Annotated in this window: 16 protein-coding genes; 7 read left to right on the top strand and 9 right to left on the bottom strand. The window is 66.9% G+C overall.

What is annotated here, in order from left to right; genetic code table 11:
- Positions 1-20: 20 nt before the first annotated feature.
- The 6 genes from ACOJTD_RS02925 to ACOJTD_RS02900 all read right to left on the bottom strand — a co-directional run bounded on the left by ACOJTD_RS02925 (position 21) and on the right by ACOJTD_RS02900 (position 7,187).
- A complete protein-coding gene (locus ACOJTD_RS02925; protein ID WP_420131444.1) occupies positions 21-2,534 on the bottom strand; it encodes a PAS-domain containing protein in 2,514 nt (837 codons plus the stop codon).
- Between the two features lie 179 nt (positions 2,535-2,713).
- The gene (gene dut, locus ACOJTD_RS02920) at positions 2,714-3,172 is read right to left on the bottom strand and encodes a dUTP diphosphatase (protein ID WP_420131443.1); all 459 of its coding nucleotides are present in this window, start codon (positions 3,170-3,172) and stop codon (positions 2,714-2,716) included.
- Positions 3,172-4,650: a bifunctional phosphopantothenoylcysteine decarboxylase/phosphopantothenate--cysteine ligase CoaBC gene (gene coaBC / locus ACOJTD_RS02915; RefSeq protein ID WP_420131442.1), complete on the bottom strand. Its 1,479-nt coding sequence runs from the start codon at positions 4,648-4,650 to the stop codon at positions 3,172-3,174. The genes dut and coaBC overlap by 1 nt, the downstream gene beginning before the upstream one ends.
- Before the next feature lie 56 nt (positions 4,651-4,706).
- A complete protein-coding gene (gene ubiB / locus ACOJTD_RS02910; RefSeq protein WP_420131441.1) occupies positions 4,707-6,281 on the bottom strand; it encodes a 2-polyprenylphenol 6-hydroxylase in 1,575 nt (524 codons plus the stop codon).
- A complete protein-coding gene (gene ubiE / locus ACOJTD_RS02905) occupies positions 6,278-7,039 on the bottom strand; it encodes a bifunctional demethylmenaquinone methyltransferase/2-methoxy-6-polyprenyl-1,4-benzoquinol methylase UbiE (protein ID WP_420131440.1) in 762 nt (253 codons plus the stop codon). The genes ubiB and ubiE overlap by 4 nt, the downstream gene beginning before the upstream one ends.
- 4 nt (positions 7,040-7,043) lie before the next feature.
- A complete protein-coding gene (locus ACOJTD_RS02900) occupies positions 7,044-7,187 on the bottom strand; it encodes a hypothetical protein (RefSeq protein ID WP_420131439.1) in 144 nt (47 codons plus the stop codon).
- A gap of 223 nt (positions 7,188-7,410) precedes the next feature.
- On the opposite strand from ACOJTD_RS02900, the gene mutM reads away from it, so the two are divergent.
- Both mutM and ACOJTD_RS02890 read left to right on the top strand, forming a co-directional pair.
- The gene (gene mutM / locus ACOJTD_RS02895; protein WP_420131438.1) at positions 7,411-8,292 is read left to right on the top strand and encodes a bifunctional DNA-formamidopyrimidine glycosylase/DNA-(apurinic or apyrimidinic site) lyase; all 882 of its coding nucleotides are present in this window, start codon (positions 7,411-7,413) and stop codon (positions 8,290-8,292) included.
- A 310-nt stretch (positions 8,293-8,602) separates the two neighbouring features.
- A complete protein-coding gene (locus ACOJTD_RS02890) occupies positions 8,603-8,989 on the top strand; it encodes a glyoxalase superfamily protein (protein WP_420131437.1) in 387 nt (128 codons plus the stop codon).
- 250 nt (positions 8,990-9,239) lie between these two features.
- On the opposite strand, the gene ACOJTD_RS02885 is transcribed toward ACOJTD_RS02890, so the two are convergent.
- Positions 9,240-10,628, bottom strand: coding sequence for a peptidoglycan-binding protein (locus ACOJTD_RS02885; RefSeq protein ID WP_420131436.1), 1,389 nt, complete (start codon positions 10,626-10,628; stop codon positions 9,240-9,242).
- Positions 10,629-10,906: 278 nt separating this feature from the next.
- Here ACOJTD_RS02885 and ACOJTD_RS02880 point away from each other — a divergent pair, with 278 nt between their 5' ends.
- Positions 10,907-11,716, top strand: coding sequence for a HesA/MoeB/ThiF family protein (locus ACOJTD_RS02880; RefSeq protein ID WP_420131435.1), 810 nt, complete (start codon positions 10,907-10,909; stop codon positions 11,714-11,716).
- 208 nt (positions 11,717-11,924) lie between these two features.
- Here ACOJTD_RS02880 and ACOJTD_RS02875 read toward each other — a convergent pair whose 3' ends face one another.
- On the bottom strand, positions 11,925-12,926 hold the full coding sequence (locus tag ACOJTD_RS02875; RefSeq protein ID WP_420131434.1) for a 2-hydroxyacid dehydrogenase: 1,002 nt from the start codon (positions 12,924-12,926) through the stop codon (positions 11,925-11,927).
- Positions 12,927-13,169: 243 nt separating this feature from the next.
- On the opposite strand from ACOJTD_RS02875, the gene ACOJTD_RS02870 reads away from it, so the two are divergent.
- Positions 13,170-13,694, top strand: a complete 525-nt coding sequence (locus ACOJTD_RS02870; RefSeq protein ID WP_420131433.1) for an SH3 domain-containing protein — start codon at positions 13,170-13,172, stop codon at positions 13,692-13,694.
- Positions 13,695-13,939: 245 nt separating this feature from the next.
- Here ACOJTD_RS02870 and irrA read toward each other — a convergent pair whose 3' ends face one another.
- A complete protein-coding gene (irrA, locus tag ACOJTD_RS02865) occupies positions 13,940-14,386 on the bottom strand; it encodes an iron response transcriptional regulator IrrA (RefSeq protein WP_420131432.1) in 447 nt (148 codons plus the stop codon).
- 295 nt (positions 14,387-14,681) lie between these two features.
- On the opposite strand from irrA, the gene fabA reads away from it, so the two are divergent.
- The 3 genes from fabA (at position 14,682) to fabI (ending at position 17,506) form a co-directional block, all read left to right on the top strand.
- On the top strand, positions 14,682-15,209 hold the full coding sequence (fabA, locus tag ACOJTD_RS02860; protein ID WP_420131431.1) for a bifunctional 3-hydroxydecanoyl-ACP dehydratase/trans-2-decenoyl-ACP isomerase: 528 nt from the start codon (positions 14,682-14,684) through the stop codon (positions 15,207-15,209).
- Positions 15,210-15,275: 66 nt separating this feature from the next.
- Positions 15,276-16,502 (top strand): beta-ketoacyl-ACP synthase I, encoded by a 1,227-nt coding sequence (gene fabB, locus ACOJTD_RS02855; RefSeq protein ID WP_420131430.1) that lies wholly within the window; start codon positions 15,276-15,278, stop codon positions 16,500-16,502.
- A 197-nt stretch (positions 16,503-16,699) separates the two neighbouring features.
- Positions 16,700-17,506, top strand: a complete 807-nt coding sequence (fabI, locus tag ACOJTD_RS02850; RefSeq protein ID WP_420131429.1) for an enoyl-ACP reductase FabI — start codon at positions 16,700-16,702, stop codon at positions 17,504-17,506.
- Positions 17,507-17,655 lie beyond the last annotated feature (149 nt).

Below are 17,655 nucleotides of genomic sequence, written 5' to 3'. Positions count from 1 at the left end.
CGAGAATGTCGCGGGCGCCGTCATTCGGCGGCGTTACGCTGCGCGGTCTGGTCGATCGGAAATTCGCAGACCACCGTGGTGCCGCGCCCGACCACCGAGTCGACCTGAACCTTGCCGCCGTGCAGTTCGACGAACGACCGCACCAGCGCCAGGCCAAGTCCCGGGCCACGATGCCGCGAGCCCTGGGAGTGGCTTTCGAACCAGTCGAACACCTTGTCCTTGACGGCCGGATCGATGCCGGGGCCTGCGTCGGTGACGGAGAACACCACGCGGTTGCCGGCCTTGCGCACTGCGAGCTTCACCACCGCCTGCTGCGGCGAGAAGCCGACCGCGTTGGCGAGCAGATTGTACAGCACCTGCACGACGCGGCGCTCGTCGCCGATGAAGCCTTCAATGCTCGGATCGACGTCGATATCGAGCGTGATCTGGTCGCGCGCGAGGCGATCCTGAATGCCTTCGGTCGCGGCCTCGATGGCGCGCCCGATGTCGATCGGGCCGAGATTGAGCGTCATCGCCCCGGCGTCGATGCTGGCGAGATCGAGGATGTTGTTGATGATCGCCAGCAGCGCGTTGGTCGATGTGGTGATGTAGGCGAGGTACTCGGACTGCTTGTCGGTGAGCGGCCCGGTGCTCGGATCGCTGAGGAAATGCGCGAAGCCGATGATCGTGGTCAGCGGCGAGCGCAGCTCGTAGGAGACGTGGTGGACGAAGTCGATCTTGATGCGGTCGGCCGTCTCCAGCGCCTCGTTGCGCTCGCGCAACGCGCGCTCGACGTTCTCGGTGTCGGTGATGTCCTGGAACGTCAGCATCGTCGCGCCGTCGGGCAGCGGCATGGTCTTGCACGACAGCACGGTGCCGTCGCGGCGCTCCAGCTTCAGCAGCACGTTGCGGCGGTCGTCGATGCCGGTGATGGCGCTGCGCAGCGCCTGCCAGCTCACCGGCTCGTCGAACAACGGCCGGCACCATTCCTCGACGGTCTCGATATGCGGCCGCGTGGCGAGCGCTTCGGCCGACAGGTTCCACATCCGTGTGAAGGCCGGATTGAACAGCTGCGCGCAGCCATTGCTGCCGAACACCGCGACGGCTTCGCTTAAGTTGTCGAGCGTCTCGCGCTGCACGTCGATCAGGCCGCCGTAGCGGCGCTGCAGATCGAGGCTCTCGGTGACGTCGTCGAACAGATAGGTGACGCCGCCCTCCTGATTGGGCGTGGTAACGATGCTGATCGCGCGGCCGTCGGGCAGATACCAGATCGCCTTCTCGGCCTCGACGGCGCGATAGGCCTCGTGCAGCTTGTTCTTCCAGTCCTTGAAGTCGCGCTCTTCGGGCAGCTTACGCGCCGCGCGCAGCCGGTCGAGCACGCTGGAATCGTCCGGATGGCTGTCGAGGAAGGCGCGGTCGAGATCCCAGAGCTTGCGATAGGAGTCGTTGTAGAACGCCAGCCGGCGCTGCGCGTCGAACACCGCGACGCCCGACGACAACTGATCGAGCGTGCGGCGATGCGCATCGGCCATCCGCACCAGCGCGGCGCCGAGCGCCGCCGCCTCGCTGGAATCCACCGCCATGCCGGCGCTACCGCCGGCGAGCCGCAGGGCGCGAACATCGAAATAGCGGCGCTCGCCGCGCACCACCACCGGCAGCCGCGCTGCGAATTCGGCCTTGTCGCCGAGCGCACGGGCGAGATTGCCCCGGTCGTTGCTGTCGAGCAGTTCGAGATTGCGGCTGACCGCGTCGGCCGGGCTGGCCGCGTCGGTCGCGCGCGCATAGGCGGCGTTGGCGTAGTTCAGTTCGCCCGAGGCGCGGCGCGTCCAGATCGGCCACGGCGCGGCCTCGGCGAAGCCGCGCAGCATCTCGGTCTCGTCGTGCAGCGCCTTGAAGCGGCGCGCCATGTCGGCGAGTTCGCGGCGAACGCCGCTGAGTTCGCGGATCCGCAGGATCGCCTGACCGCCGATGGCGCGGCCCATCGCCTCGATCGAGCGTCCGGTGGAGGTCGTCAGATGCAGCAGGAAGGACTCGCCCTTGTCGAGCAGCGCATCGACGGCGTGATCCATCTGCAGCGCCGGCTCAGGCGGCAGCCATGTGCCGAAGGCGAGGACGCGTTGCGGCTGGGCGCCGTGCGGCTCGTGCGGCAGCAGCAGCGCGGTGTCGCCGCTGATCTGCGGGCGGTTGTCGCCGGCCGGCCACGAGATCAGCACCTGCGGCTCGACGAACAGCAGCGCGCGAAGGCGGTCGGATTCGGCCTGCAGCATCTGCACTTCGGCGCGCAGCCGGGTTTCCTGAGTCGAGGCGCGTTGCCGCGTGCGCATCAGCAGAATCGCCGATACGACCGAGAAGCCAAGGACCGACACGGCCATCGCCATCGTCACGAGCTCGTGGCGATTGAGATCGGTCATCACTTGGGATGTCAGGGCGACGATCGGATCATCGGCCGCCCACACCGGCGTCGACGCCGTGAGTAAGCCAGCCCCTGCGAGGCCGCGCACGAGCGACGTGCACGACAAGCAGGCCCGACGCATCGACCCCAATACGTCTGACATGGATTGCCCCAAACCACTCGACGCGATCGTAGATCGTCAACGTCGCTGCCGAATCGCTGGACAATATCCTGTTCGTGACTCGGGGGGTAAGAGTCCAGACCGTGAACGTCGCCGAGGCGCGGGACGAAACGTGAAAGTATATTTTTAACGGTCGAATCGTCGCTCGCTTGACACAAAATCTAGCGGCCGGTCGAGCCGAAGCCGCCTACACCGCGGTCCGTCTCGCTCAGCGTCTCGACGCGGATCAGTTCGGCCCGGGTCACGGGTGCGATCACCATCTGAGCGATGCGTTCACCCCGACGGATGGTGAAGGGCTCGGCGCCGTGATTGATCAGCAGCACGGCGATCTCGCCGCGATAGTCGGCGTCGATCGTGCCGGGCGCATTGAGGACGGTGACGCCGAACTTCGCGGCCAGTCCCGAGCGCGGGCGTACCTGCGCTTCGTAGTTCGGCGGCAGCGCGATCGACAGACCGGTCGGCACCAGCACATGGCGGCCCGGCGCCAGCACCAGCGGCGCGTCGGCCGCGTGCGCGGCGCACAGATCGAGGCCGGCGGCGTGGGCGGTCTGATACGACGGCAGCGGCAGGCCCTCCGCGTGCGGCAGCTGCTTGATCTCGACGGCGACGGTCCCGGTCATCAGGCGTGTACTTCCACGGTTTGGTCTGCGGCTTGTTCGGTGACCGGTTCGGTGACTTGGGCGATGCGCTGCACCAGCGCGCGCGCGACGTCGTCCTTGGTCATCACCGGCCACGAATCGATCTCGACCGATTCGCCGGATTTCATCAGCAGATGCACGGTGTTGCGGTCGCCGCCCATGACCCCGGTGGCCGGCGAAACATCGTTGGCGACGATCCAGTCGCAGCCCTTGCGGGCGAGCTTGGCGCGGGCGTTGTCGAGCAGGTTCTCGGTCTCGGCGGCGAAGCCGATCACCAGCGGCGGGCGGCCGTCGGCGAGCTTGGAGATCGTCGCCAGGATGTCGGGGTTTTCGGTCAGCTGCAGCGGCGGCGGCCCGCCGGCGCCCTTCTTGATCTTCTGCTCGCCCTCGCTCGCGACACGCCAATCCGCCACCGCGGCGGCGAAGATCGCCACATCGGCCGGCAACGCGCTGTGTACGGCAGCGAGCATATCGCGCGCGGATTCGACGCGCGTCAGCGTCACGCCGTCGGGGGCGGCGAGATCGACCGGGCCTGATATCAGCGCGACCTCGGCGCCGGCGCGCGCGGCCGCGGCGGCGATCGCATAGCCCTGCTTGCCGGAGGAGCGATTAGCAATGTAGCGGACCGGATCGATCGGCTCGTGCGTCGGGCCGGCCGTGATCAGCACGCGGCGGCCGCGCAGCGGACGCGGCGGCGGTGCGAAAAGTGCCTGTGCGGCAGCGGCTATTTCGATCGGCTCGGCCATCCGGCCGGTGCCGGCCTCGCCACGCTCGGCCATCTCGCCGGCGTTCGGGCCGACCATCGTGACCCCGTCGCGCTTGAGCTGATCGACGTTGCGACGCGTCGCCGGATTATTCCACATCAAGGGATTCATCGCGGGCGCCAGCAGCACCGGGCGATTAGTTGCGAGCAGAATCGCGGTGGCGAGATCGTCGGCATGACCGCCGGCCATCTTGGCCATCAGATCGGCGGTGGCCGGCGCGACCACGATCAGATCGCAATCGCGCGCGAGACGAATATGGCCGGCGTCGAACTCACTCTGCGGGTCGAACAGATCCGTGTAGCAGCGCTGATGCGACAACGCGCTCGCGGTCAGCGGACTGACGAACTGCTGAGCCGCCTTGGTAAGCACCACGCGAACATCGGCACCGCGCTCCTTCAGCCGGCGGATCAGGTCCATCGCCTTGTAGGCGGCGATGCCACCGCCGACGATCAGCGTGACGCGGGCGGTGGACGCCCGGGAATCGACGAAAGCCGAATGATCTTCGGCACTTGCGTCATTCGGAACGGCTTCGCCGGGGGCTTGAGGCAAACCGGTGGCAAACCCGTGGCGCTGATGCATGGCGTCACGGAGAATGACTCGCACCTCGTCTTCCATCGACCGACCATTGGCGGCCGCGCGCTGGCGCAGCTCGGCTTTGAGCAGCTCGTCGAGTTTGCGGATCGTCAGGTTTGCCATGGTGGCAAGCTACCGCATGCGTTCGTTGCCTTCAAGCGCTGACAGCAATGCCTGCGCTACAGCCGCGACATCACCATGAGAACGCCAATGAATGTCACCGCGATGATCCACAGCGCGACCGTGCGGCCGCGGGTGCGGCGACGTTCGGAGTGGCCGATCGCCGCGATAGTTTCGGGCGCGAGCACGAGCCCGTCCTTGGTCATCACCTCGAGCTGGTTCAGCACCGTCACGGCGCGCGACACGATGGTCGGCAAACTACTCAGCGTGTGCCCGAGTTCGCCGGCGCCGGTGAGCGCGCCTTCGACCTTGCCGATCGGACCGAGGTTGCGCTGAATCCATTCGCGCACCACCGGGTCGGCGACCTTCCAGATGTCGAGCTTGGGATCGAAACTGCGCGCCACGCCTTCGACCACCACCATGGTCTTCTGCAGGAGTATCAACTCCGGCCGGGTCCGCATGTCGAACAGGCCGGTGACCTCGAGCAGCAGCGTGAGCAGCTTGGCCATCGAGATTTCTTCGGCGACGCGATTGTGGATCGGCTCGCCGATGGCGCGGATCGCCTGCGCGAAGTTTTCGACCGAATGATGCGGCGGCACGTAGCCGGCCTCGAAATGCACTTCGGCGACGCGGCGATAGTTGCGGGTGATGAAGCCGAGAAGGATCTCGGCGAGGAAGCGCCGCTCCTTCGGCAGCAGCCGGCCCATGATGCCGAAATCGACCGCGACCAGCTTGCCCTGCGGATCGACGAACAGATTGCCGGGGTGCATGTCGGCGTGGAAGAAGCCGTCGCGCAGCGCGTGGCGCAGGAAGCTCTGGATCACCTTGCGGCCGAGCGAGACGGTGTCGACATTGGCTTCGGCGAGCCGCTTGTGATCGTTCAGCGGAATGCCGTCGATCCACTCCATCGTCAGCACGTTGTGGGTGGTGCGATCCCAGTCCACCGTCGGCACCCGGAAGTCCGGATCGTCCTTGGTATTCTCGGCCATCTCGGAGGCGGCCGCGGCTTCGAGCCGCAGGTCCATCTCCATCGCCACCGAGCGCGACATCGTGTTGATGACTTCGACGAGGCGCAGCCGCCGCGCTTCGGCCGAATACTGCTCGGCCTTGTCGGCGACGAAGAAGAAGTCGGAGAGATCGCGCTTGAAGCGCGCCGCCACGTTGGGACGCAGGACCTTGACGGCGACCTGCTTGTGCACGCCGTCGACCTCGACGACGCCGCGATGCACCTGCGCGATCGACGCCGCCGCGACCGGCGGCGACAGGCTGACGAACGCTTGCGCCACAGGCCTTTCCAGCGACGCCGCGATCACCTCGTTGGCTTCGTCCTGCGAGAACGGCGGCAGCCGGTCCTGCAACGCTTCGAGATCGCGCGCCATCGCGACGCCGACGACGTCCGGCCGCGTGGCGAGGAACTGGCCGAGCTTCAGGTAAGCCGGGCCGAGCCGCGTCAGCGCGCGCGACAGCCGCGGGCCGGACTTGGCGCCGCGCCGCTCGATCAGCCGTGCCAGCCGGATCGGCACCTGTCCGGCGGGCGGGATCAGCGCCGGATCGACCACGCCGAACACGCCCTCGCGCGCGAACACGAAGGCAGCGCGACCGAGCCGCGCCGCATGCGTCAGGGCTGCAATCACAAACGCCAGCCCGAATGCAGCGCCACGATGCCGCCGCTCATGATCTGCCAATTGGCGCGCGCGAAGCCGGCGTCGCGCATCATCTCGGCGAAATCATACGGCCGCGGGAATTTGCGGATCGATTCGACCAGATACTGATAGCTGTCGGCGTCGCCGGTGACGGCGCGGCCGATCTGCGGGATCACCTTGAAGGAGAACAGGTCGTAGATCTTGTTCAGGCCGGGAACGTCGACGGCGGAGAATTCCAGGCAGAGGAAGCGGCTGCCCGGCTTCAGCACCCGGTAGGCCTCCTTCAGCGCCAGATCGATCCGCGGCACGTTGCGGATGCCGAACGCGATCGTATACGCGTCGAAGCTCTTGTCGGCGAACTGCAGCGCCTCGGCATTGCCCTCGACGAAATCGACCTTGTCGTCGAGATGGCGCTCGGCGGCGCGCTGGCGGCCGACTTCGAGCATGTCGGTGTTGATGTCGCAGACCGTGGAATGGAAGCCGGCGCCGGAGGCCTTGGCGGCACGGAACGAGATGTCGCCGGTGCCGCCCGCGACGTCGAGCAGCCGGAACGGCGAATCGTCACGCGGCGGATTCAGCGTGGTGATCATCGCGTCCTTCCACAACCGATGCATGCCGCCCGACATCAGGTCGTTCATCAGGTCGTAGCGGCCGGCGACGCTGTGGAACACGTCGTTGACCAGCGTCTGCTTGTCGTCCAGCGGCACATCACGGTAGCCGAAATGCGTGGTCTCGTTCGGCTGATTCATGTCGTCACTCCTGCGCGCGGAGGATTTTCGGGCCGAAACCGCCCGAAACGCGAAAACCCGCTCCGCGGCGCACCATATAGCGCGCCGAGGCGGCAGGCGCTATCACCTGAATGCCTGAGAGGATCGACCAGAATGCCGCCTGCGACATCGGCCCCGCCCTTTCAACCTCGTCATGCCCAGGCTCGTCCCGCCTGCGCGGCCGAAGCCGCTTCGGCGCGGCGTAGGCCCGGGCATCCACGCCTTGCGGCGTCGGCCGAGCGTGCGGCCGTGGATGGCCGGGTCAAGCCCGGCCATGACGGTGAGAGGTCGGCGACGATGCGACAGGTTGGTCGCGCCGAAACCTCTGCGTGGCCGGCGCACGGTCTGGCCTGATGCCCGAGCTTCCCGAAGTCGAAACCGTCCGCCTTGGCTTGCAGCCGGCCATGGAGGGATTCCGGATCGAGCGGGCGGTCGCCAACCGCGGCGATCTGCGGTTTCCGTTTCAGCAGGACTTTGTGTCGCGGCTGACCGGGCAGACCATCACGGGACTAGGGCGTCGCGCGAAATATCTGCTGGCGGACCTGTCCTCCGGCGACGTGCTGCTGATGCATCTCGGCATGTCGGGCTCGTTCCGCGTCGTCACCGAGGGCGGCGCGGCGACGCCGGGCGAGTTTCATCACCCGCGCAGCGAGGACCGCACCCACGACCACGTGGTGTTCGAGATGTCGAGCGGCGCCCGGGTAATCTTCAACGATCCGCGCCGCTTCGGCTTCATGAAGATTTTCCCGCGCGCCGCCATCGACGACGAGCCGCACCTCAAGGGCCTCGGCCCCGAGCCGCTCGGCAACGCCTTCGACGCCGCGATGCTGGCCAAGGCCTGCGCCGGCAAGCAGACCAGCCTCAAGGCCGCGCTGCTCGACCAGCGCGTCGTCGCAGGCCTCGGCAACATCTATGTGTGCGAGGCGCTGTGGCGCGCGCATCTGTCGCCGAAGCGCAAGGCCGCGACGCTGGCCGACCGCAAAACCGCGCCCACCGATCGCGCACTGCGCCTCACGGAGTCGATCCGCGCCGTGCTCACCGACGCCATCAAGGCCGGCGGCTCCTCCCTGCGCGACCACCGCCAGACGTCAGGCGAGCTCGGTTACTTCCAGCACTCTTTCGCGGTGTACGACCGCGAGGACGAACGCTGCCGGACGGACGGCTGCAACGGCACGGTGAAGCGTTTCGTGCAGAACGGGCGGTCGACGTTCTGGTGTTCGGTGTGCCAGAAGTAGTTGCGTGAAGTAACTAGCGCCGTGCTCGGGGCGCCCTCACCCCAACCCTCTCCCGCAAGCCGGGGAGGGGGCGCGGTGCGGCGCGGGGTTAAGTTGTTCATCAAGGTCTCCGGCATCAGAGCGTCTCCGCATCCCTCGCCCCGCTTTCGGCCGGCTCCCTCTCCCGCTTGCGGGAGAGGGGTGGGGTGAGGGCGACGCGGGGACTGAGCTCGGTGTTGTTACTTCGCAAACAACCAAAAGCGCGCGCCGTGGTGACGCCGCAAAGCGGCGATAGTGCAGGCGCAAGGGCACGCCTCACAACGGACCGACCATGCCGAGCCGCCTCTCACGAACCACGCCGGTGCTACGAATCTTCGATATCGCCAAGGCGCGCGAATTCTATCTCGATTATCTCGGCTTCCGGCTCGACTGGGAGCATCGCTTCGAGCCGGACCTACCGCTGTACATGCAGGTGTCGCGCGACGACGCGGTGCTGCATCTCAGCGAACACCATGGCGACTGCTCGCCGGGCGCGAAGCTGCTGATCGACGCCACAGGCCTGCGCGACTATCATGCGGAACTCACCGCCAAGGGCTACAACTATCTGCGCCCTGGCCTCGAGACGCCGCCCTGGGGCGGATTGACGATGACGGTGACGGACCCGTTCTCCAACCGCATCGTGTTCACCGAGCGCGCTGAAGAAACGATCAGCGTCTGAGGTCTGGTCTTTTCGGACGTGATTAGCGCCGTGCTTGGGGCGCCCTCACCCCAGCCCTCTCCCGCAAGCGGGAGAGGGGGCGCGCTGCACGCGGGGTGATGATGTGCACAACCGCGGGCGATACGTGATGTGTACCATTTCTGACAATGCGTGAATGAAACCATGTGTCGCCCCAGGCACAGCGCGCTCCCTCTCCCGCTTGCGGGAGAGGGGTGCGGTGAGGGCGACGCGGGCAGTGAGTCCGCTTTGATTACTTCCGCACGCAGATCACGCGGACGACACTGGCCTTGGAGTCGGCGCTCGTGTCAGTCGCTGGCCTGACGCCCGCGCCGGCGAGAAATTTGCGCACCGTGTCGGCGTCGACCAGCGTGGCCTGGGTCGCGACGGCAGAGTTCGCCGGGCCGGCGACTTGCGGCGGGCGCAGCAGAGTGATGCCGGCGAATTTGCCGTCGGTGTCGCGCGCGGGGGCGCCGGAGAAGCCGAGGCCGGGCGGGGGCGACAGCGCGAGGGCTCCGTTACTACCCGTCGGCGCGACGCCGGCGCGGGCGACGGTCACCGCGGCGCCGCCGCCCTGGCTTTGCGGATCGGCGATGCCGGTGAGGTCGACCGTGGCGGGCGCCTTCGCGGCACTGAGCGCCAAAGGCTTCAACCCGCGCGCGCCATAGATCCGCAGCAGCGCAAGATCATTGGTCTTGTCGGTAGCGGCGAGGTCGGCATTGCCGTGGCCGGCGACCACGATCGACAGGCAGGCATCGACCGCCTCGCGGTCGGCCAGGATGGCGCCGTCGTCGCTGACGATCGCGCCGGTCGAATATTCGACCTTCTTGCGCGGCGGTGGGCCGGCCAGCACGCCGGTCGGGAACGGGTTGAACGCGCTCGACATCACGATCACCACCGGCTCCATCGTGCCTTCGGTGGCCTGATCGTAGAGGATGGTGAGGATGCGCACCTCGGCGTCCTTGAAGGCGCCGCGGATGTAGAATTTCTTCTGGCCCTGCAGGCCGGACAGCACGAAGAAGTCCGGCTTCACCGCGCTGTAGCTGACCTGGCGGCCGGCCTCCTTCTTCTCCTGATCGGCTAGCTTGGCGATGGTGACGCCGGCTTCCTTGCGCCGCGCCAGCGTGACCTGGATGGTGCCGGTCGGGGACGCCCATTTGCTGCCATTGGCGTCGGAGGTTTGCTGCGGCACCAGCTTCGCCGGAATGCCGAGTCGCGCGCCGGTGACTGGATCGCTGACCAGCTTCCAGCCGACATTGCCCTGCAGCTTGCGCGACGCCTCGGCGAGCTGGGCGCGCTCCTGCGGATTGAGCACGCCGGTCTGCTTGGCGCCGTGATCCTTCTGGAAGGCCTTGATGGCCGCCACCATGCGGTCGGACGGCTGGCCGTCGATGACGCCGTTGTAGTCGCCGGTCCAGGCCAGATCCGACTGGATCGCCTGCCGTTCGCCCTGTGCCATCGCGGTGGCGGTCTGCGTCGGGGTCTGCAACGCCGGGCGCACCGGCGTGGTGGCGACCGGCGTCGTGGTTACAGGCTTGGGCTTGATTCCGGGCACGGCGCCGGAGGGCGTCGGCGCGGTCTGCGCGGCGGCGAAGCCGGTCGCGCTTGCCATCATCAGGGTTGCAGCCAGCATCGATCTCATGACAATTCCGCCCGCGTCGCGCCGTGGTTGAGCTCGGCGCAGATAATCATAGATGCTTGGTCGGAAACAACGGTGGCCGGGTTCGACAGCAACCTCGAAGCGTCCACACATCCAGCCGCCGTCATCCTGAGGCGCTCGCCCGAAGGGCGAGCCTCGAAGGATGCGGAGCCGAGCACAGCCCGCGCGGCCCATCCTTCGAGACGCCCCGGCTGCGCCGGGGCTCCTCAGGATGACGGCGGGTGTGTGGATAGACCGAGAGTAAAGGACACATCCCCATCATGCTGAGTGCCGAGGAGCTGGAGCGCTACGCCCGCCATATCGTGCTGCGCGAGGTCGGCGGGCCCGGACAGGCGGCGCTGCGCAAGGCGCGGGTGCTGGTGGTCGGCGCCGGCGGGCTCGGCGCGCCGGTGCTGATGTATCTGGCGGCGGCCGGGGTCGGCACGCTCGATGTGGTCGACGACGATGTGGTGTCGCTGTCGAATCTGCAGCGGCAGATCATCCACGCCACGCCGGATGTCGGCGCGCGAAAGGTCGACAGCGCGGCGGCGCGGATCGCGGCGCTCAATCCGCATGTGAAAGTCGTGCCGCATGCCACGCGGATCAACGCCGCGAATGCGCTGGAGCTGATCGGCGCCTGCGACCTGGTGCTCGACGGCTCGGACAATTTCTCGACGCGCTATCTGGTGGCGGACGCCTGCTTCCTCGCGAAGAAGCCGCTGATCACCGCAGCGCTCGGCCCGTTCGACGGTTCGCTGACCACGATCCGGGCGCACGAGACCAACGCGGCGGGCGAGCCGAACCCGACCTATCGCTGCCTGTTTCCCGAAGCGCCGCCGCCCGGCACGGTGCCGGCCTGCGAGGAAGCCGGCGTGATGGGCGCGCTCGCCGGCACGCTCGGCTCGATGATGGCGCTCGAAGCGATCCGCGAGATCGTCGGCTTCGGCGAGGGACTGGTGGGGCGGCTGCTGATGATCGACGCCCGCGCGATGCGATTCGAGACGCTGCGCTATGGGCGGGATCCGGGCAATCCGCTGAACGGGGATGCGCCGACGATTACGGATCTGAGCGGACAGGCGCGAGTCGGCTGACGAGACTCACTGCCTGGGGCGCCTCACCCCAGCCCTCTCCCGCACGCGGGAGAGGGAGTCCGGCTGCGACTCGGGGAGAGGACTCGATCACAATCAGCGACGGTAGAGATAAGCCATCACCCTCGCCCCGCATGCGGCGAGCCCCCTCTCCCGCTTGCGGGAGAGGGTTGGGGTGAGGGCGACGCGGGCGCTGCGCTAATCAGTTAGCTTACAGCATCCCCGGCAGCACGCGGTCCGGCGGCTTGTGGTTGTCGAGGAAGGTGCGGATGTTGATGATCACCTTCTCGCCCATCTCGACGCGGCCCTCGATGGTGGCCGAGCCCATGTGGGGCAGCAGCACGACTTTGCCGTGCTTGGCGAGGCGGACCAGCTTCGGATTCACCGCCGGCTCATGCTCGTAGACGTCGAGGCCGGCGCCGGCGATGTCGCCGCTCTCGATCAGCTTGGTCAGCGTCTCCTCGTCGATCACCTCGCCGCGCGCGGTGTTGACGATGAAGGCGTCCTTGCGGATCAGCTTGAGGCGGCGCGCCGACAACAGATGGAAGGTCGCCGGCGTGTGCGGGCAGTTCACCGAGATGATGTCCATCCGGGCCAGCATCTGGTCGAGCGAATCCCAATAGGTCGCGCCGAGTTCGTCGGCGATGCGCGGCGCCACCGGCTTGCGGTTGTGATAATGGATCTGCAGCCCGAAGGCGCGGGCGCGCCGCGCCACCGCCTGGCCGATGCGGCCCATGCCGATGATGCCGAGGCGCTTGCCGCCGAGCCGGCGGCCGAGCATCCAGGTCGGCGACCAGCCGGGCCATTCGCCGCCGTCGGTGAGCAGCGCGGCGCCTTCGATCATCCGCCGCGGCACCGCGAGGATCAGCGCCATCGTCATGTCGGCGGTGTCTTCGGTCAGCACCTTCGGCGTGTTGGTGACGGTGATGCCGCGGGCATGCGCGGCGGCGACGTCGAGATTGTCGATGCCGTTGCCGAAATGCGCGATCAGCTTGAGCTGACAATCGGGCTGGTTCAGCATGTCGGCCGTGATGGTGTCGGTGACGGTCGGCACCAACACGTCGGCGGTGCGCGCCGCTTCGGCGAGCTTCTCGGCCGACATCGGCTCGTCGTCGAGATTGAGCCGCGCGTCGAATAGTTCGCGCATCCGGGTTTCGATCGAGTCCGGAAGCTTGCGGGTGACGACGACCAGAGGCTTTTTCTTAACCGACATTCAAACGCTCTCTGACGAGTCTGGCGCGACTGTTTAGTCCGCGTTAACCCACCTGTTCGACACTCCCGCTGCAGCGCGACCGCAGGGGCGGGTCCCTTCCGTTCGGTCCCTTCACCAGCTTGGGGTCACCGGATGCCTTCCGGCCTTCTCTAGCAGAAGACCGCGCCAAGACAAGGACCCGAAGATCCGGCTGTGGTTTCCCCCCAGCGACGCGCACGATCACCAAACTGAGGGGCGTGTCCGATGAAGCTGAAGAGTCCGATTGCAGCGTTGTTGTTCGCAGGTGCGATAGTAGGCGCCAACGCGCCTGTGCTCGCCGCGAAGGACTCGCCGCTGTCGGCCAGCGGGCTGCCGGTGCCGCGCTATGTCAGCCTCAAGTCGGATCACGTCAACGTCCGGGTCGGCCCTACCAAGGACAACGATGTCGCCTGGGTCTACACCCGCGCCGGCCTGCCGGTGGAAATCACCGCCGAGTTCGAGAACTGGCGGCGGGTGCGCGATTCCGAAGGCGCCGAGGGCTGGGTGTATCACTCGCTATTGTCCGGCCGCCGCACCGCGGTGGTCACCATGAAGGACAAGGACGAACTGGCGACGCTGTACGAAAGCGCCTCGACCGGCGCCGCCGTCGCGGCACGGCTGCAGGCCGGCGTGGTGGCGCAGATCAAGCGCTGCGACGCGAGCTGGTGCCGGATCATCGGCCAGGGTTTTGACGGCTGGATCGAGAAGCAGCGGCTGTGGGGCGTGTATGCCGACGAGCAGGTGAACTGAGCGAGCGTGCGGCGCGAGGTCTCGTCAGACGAAGTATCTAAGGCTGCGACGCGTGGCGCCCTCACCCCAGCCCTCTCCCGCAAGCGGGAGAGGGAGTCCGGCTGCGATGCGGGGAGAGGTCGTGGACGAATCTGAGGCTGAGATAATCAATAGTGCTCGCCGCGCATGGGGCGAGCTCCCTCTCCCGCTTGCGGGAGAGGGTTGGGGTGAGGGCGACGCGCGGGAGGCGCCAGCTCTCTGGCCGATCAGGCCTTCTTGCGGATGCGGACCACCACGTCGACGCGGGCGATTTCGTAGCCTTCGGGCACTTCCGGGGTCGAGCGCAGCGCGACGTGCTGATCCGGAATGTCGATCAGCTCGTGGTTGTTCTCGAGATAGAAGTGCTGGTGCGCCGAGACGTTGGTGTCGAAATAGGTCTTGGTGCCGTCGACGCTGACCTGGCGCAGCAGACCGACTTCGGTGAGCTGGTTCAAGGTGTTGTACACGGTCGCCAGCGACACCGGGACCTTGGCCTGGCTGGCCTCTTCGTACAGCATTTCGGCCGTCAGGTGGCGGTCGCCCTTGCCGAACAGCAGCCAGCCCAGCGCCATGCGCTGCCGGGTCGGGCGCAGGCCGACCGACTGCAGCATTTCGTTGACGTCATGCCACGGGCAGCCATTGAGGTGCGGCTCGACGGCATGCGCCGACGTCACACTTTCCTCACGCGAATATGTCGCACGGTCTCCGATGTCCACGGCGGCAGTCCCTTTTTACACAGTCGAGTGATTATAGGAAGCATTCCAAGGGGGTGCAAGCGCCTCGCAACTAGAACCATTCGTAGGTTTGACTTAAGGAGGAATACGGAGGTGCCGCTTTGCCGGCTGCAATGCCTATGTTAGAGACCCGCGCGACCGCTTGTTGCATAACGAACAGGCGTGCTCCGGACGTGCTGCGACACGGCCGGTGAACCCGGACCGTCGCAAAACGTAAGACAAAGGCAAAGCCCGCATGCAGGACCGTCGTTCCAGCTACGAGTATGAAGACCTGCTGGCCTGCGGCCGTGGCGAATTGTTCGGCGCCGGCAATGCGCAGCTGCCGCTGCCGCCGATGCTGATGTTCGACCGCATCACCACCATCACCGAGGATGGCGGCGAATTCGGCAAGGGCCACATCCGCGCCGAACTCGACGTCAATCCGGAACTCTGGTTCTTCGCCTGCCATTTCAAGAACGACCCGGTGATGCCCGGCTGCCTCGGCCTCGATGCGATGTGGCAGATGGTCGGATTCTTTCTCGGCTGGGTCGGCGGCGAGGGTCCGGGCCGCGCGCTCGGCCTCGGGGAACTAAAGGTCACCGGGCAGGTGCTGCCGAACATCAGCAAAGTCGTCTACAATGTCGACATCAAGCGGGTGATGCGGTCCAAGCTGTGGCTTGGTATCGCAGACGGGTGGCTCTCGGCCGACGACGAGATCATCTACCGTGCGAAAGATCTGAAAGTCGGTCTGTTCAAGCAAACGGCTCAGCCCGTCGGCGGTTAGCTGCATGTGCCGGCCATATTGCCGTGCCATAACCGCGAACGACCATGAAATGAACGAGGCGATCATATGAGACGCGTTGTTGTCACCGGGATGGGGATCGTCTCGTCGATCGGAAACAACACCCAGGAAGTTCTGGCCAGCCTGCACGATGCCAAATCAGGCATTTCGCGCGCTGAGAAGCACGCCGAACTCGGGTTCCGCTCGCAGGTCCAGGGCGCTCCGTCGCTCAACCCGGCCGATGTCGTCGACCGCCGCGCAATGCGCTTCCTCGGCGAAGGCGCGGCGTGGAACCACGTCGCGATGGAACAGGCGCTGGCCGATTCAGGCCTGGAGGAGAGCGACATCTCCAATCCGCGCACCGGCATCGTGATGGGCTCGGGCGGTCCCTCCGCCCGCACCATCGTCGAAGCCGCCGACACCACGCGGACCAAGGGTCCGAAGCGGGTCGGCCCGTTCGCGGTGCCGAAGGCGATGTCGTCGACCGCCTCGGCGACGCTCGCCACGCCGTTCGGCATCAAGGGCGTCAACTACACAATCAGCTCGGCCTGCGCGACTTCCAAGCACTGCATCGGCAATGCCTACGAGCTGATCCAGTGGGGCAAGCAGGACATCGTGTTCGCCGGCGGCTGCGAGGAACTCGACTGGTCGCTGTCGGTGCTGTTCGACGCGATGGGCGCGATGTCGTCGAAGTACAACGACACTCCGGCGACCGCGTCGCGGCCCTACGACGTCAATCGCGACGGCTTCGTCATCGCCGGCGGCGCCGGCGTGCTGGTGCTGGAAGAGCTCGAACACGCCAAGGCGCGCGGCGCCAAGATTTATGGCGAGATCGTCGGCTACGGCGCGACCTCTGACGGCTACGACATGGTGGCGCCGTCGGGCGAAGGCGCCGAGCGCTGCATGCAGATGGCGCTGGCCACCACCGGCGGCATCAAGATCGACTACATCAACCCGCACGCGACCTCGACGCCGGCCGGCGATGCGCCGGAGATCACCGCGATCCGCAACGTGTTCGGCAACGAGGACAAGTGCCCGCCGATCTCCGCCACCAAGGCGCTGACCGGCCATTCGCTCGGCGCCACCGGCGTGCAGGAAGCGATCTACTCGCTGCTGATGATGCAGAACGGCTTCATCTGCGAGAGCGCGCACATCACCGAACTCGACCCGGCCTTCGCCGACATGCCGATCGTGCGCAAGCGCATCGACAACGCCAAGATCGGCGCCGTGCTGTCGAACTCGTTCGGCTTCGGCGGCACCAACGCCACGCTGGTGTTCAAGCGGCTGGAGGCGTGATCGCCGGGGCCCGGCGTGCTGATGCCGGACAATCGAAGTAATCAGACAATCGTCATGGCCGGGCTTGTCCCGCCTGCGCGGACGAAGCCGCGCGGGCGCGGCGAAGGCCCGGCCATCCACGTTTTAGAGCACGGATCAGCCTCGGGTCGTGGATGCCCGGGACGAGCCCGGGCATGACGGACAGGGGAGCGACCACAATGCAAGGACTGATGCAGGGCAAGCGCGGGCTGATCATGGGGGTCGCCAACGACCATTCGATCGCCTGGGGCATGGCCAAGACGCTGCACGCGCACGGCGCCGAGATCGCCTTCACCTATCAGGGCGACGCGCTGGCGCGCCGCGTCAAGCCGCTGGCGCAGTCGCTGAACTCCGATCTAGTCCTTCCGTGCGACGTCGAAGACATCGCCAGCGTCGACGCGGTGTTCGACACGCTGAAAGAGAAGTGGGGCAAGCTCGACTTCGTCATCCACGCCATCGGCTTCTCCGACAAGAACGAGCTGCGCGGCGAGTACATCGACACCAGCCGCGCCAACTTCTCGCGCACCATGGTGATCTCCTGCTTCTCGTTTACCGAGGTCGCCAAGCGCGCCGCAGCGCTGATGCCGGACGGCGGCGCGATGATCACGCTGACGTTCGGCGCGTCGGAACGCGCGATGCCGAACTACAACGTGATGGGTCTGGCGAAAGCCGCGCTGGAAGCCAGCGTGCGCTATCTCGCCTGCGACCTCGGCCCCAAGGGCATCCGCGTCAACGCGGTGTCGGCCGGCCCGGTGCGGACGCTGGCGGGCGCCGGCATCGGTGATTCCCGCGCGATGTTCGGCTTCATGGAGAAGCACTCGCCGCTCGGCCGCGGCGTGACGCTGGACGAACTCGGCGGCTCGGCGCTGTATCTGTTGTCGGACCTCTCCGGCGGCGTCACCGGCGAAACCCACTACGTGGATTCCGGCTACAACATCGTGCTGATGCCGAAGCCGGACGCGCTGAAGGCGGACGCTGAGAAGTAACGACCGTTTGCGCGTTCAGTCGCCGCACACTAAAGCCGTGCCTGGGGCGCCCGCACCCCAACCCACACCCCCCAGCGGGGGAGGGCGCGCGCCGGGGGGGGGGCGGCGCCGATTGCTGGCCACCAGCGCGAGTAGTGAGGCGACAAACC

It is taken from the genome of Rhodopseudomonas sp., assembly GCF_048594845.1.
GTDB lineage: Bacteria > Pseudomonadota > Alphaproteobacteria > Rhizobiales > Xanthobacteraceae > Rhodopseudomonas.
Note: the sequence above shows the minus strand (reverse complement) of the source record. Positions and strands in the feature narration are given on the sequence as shown.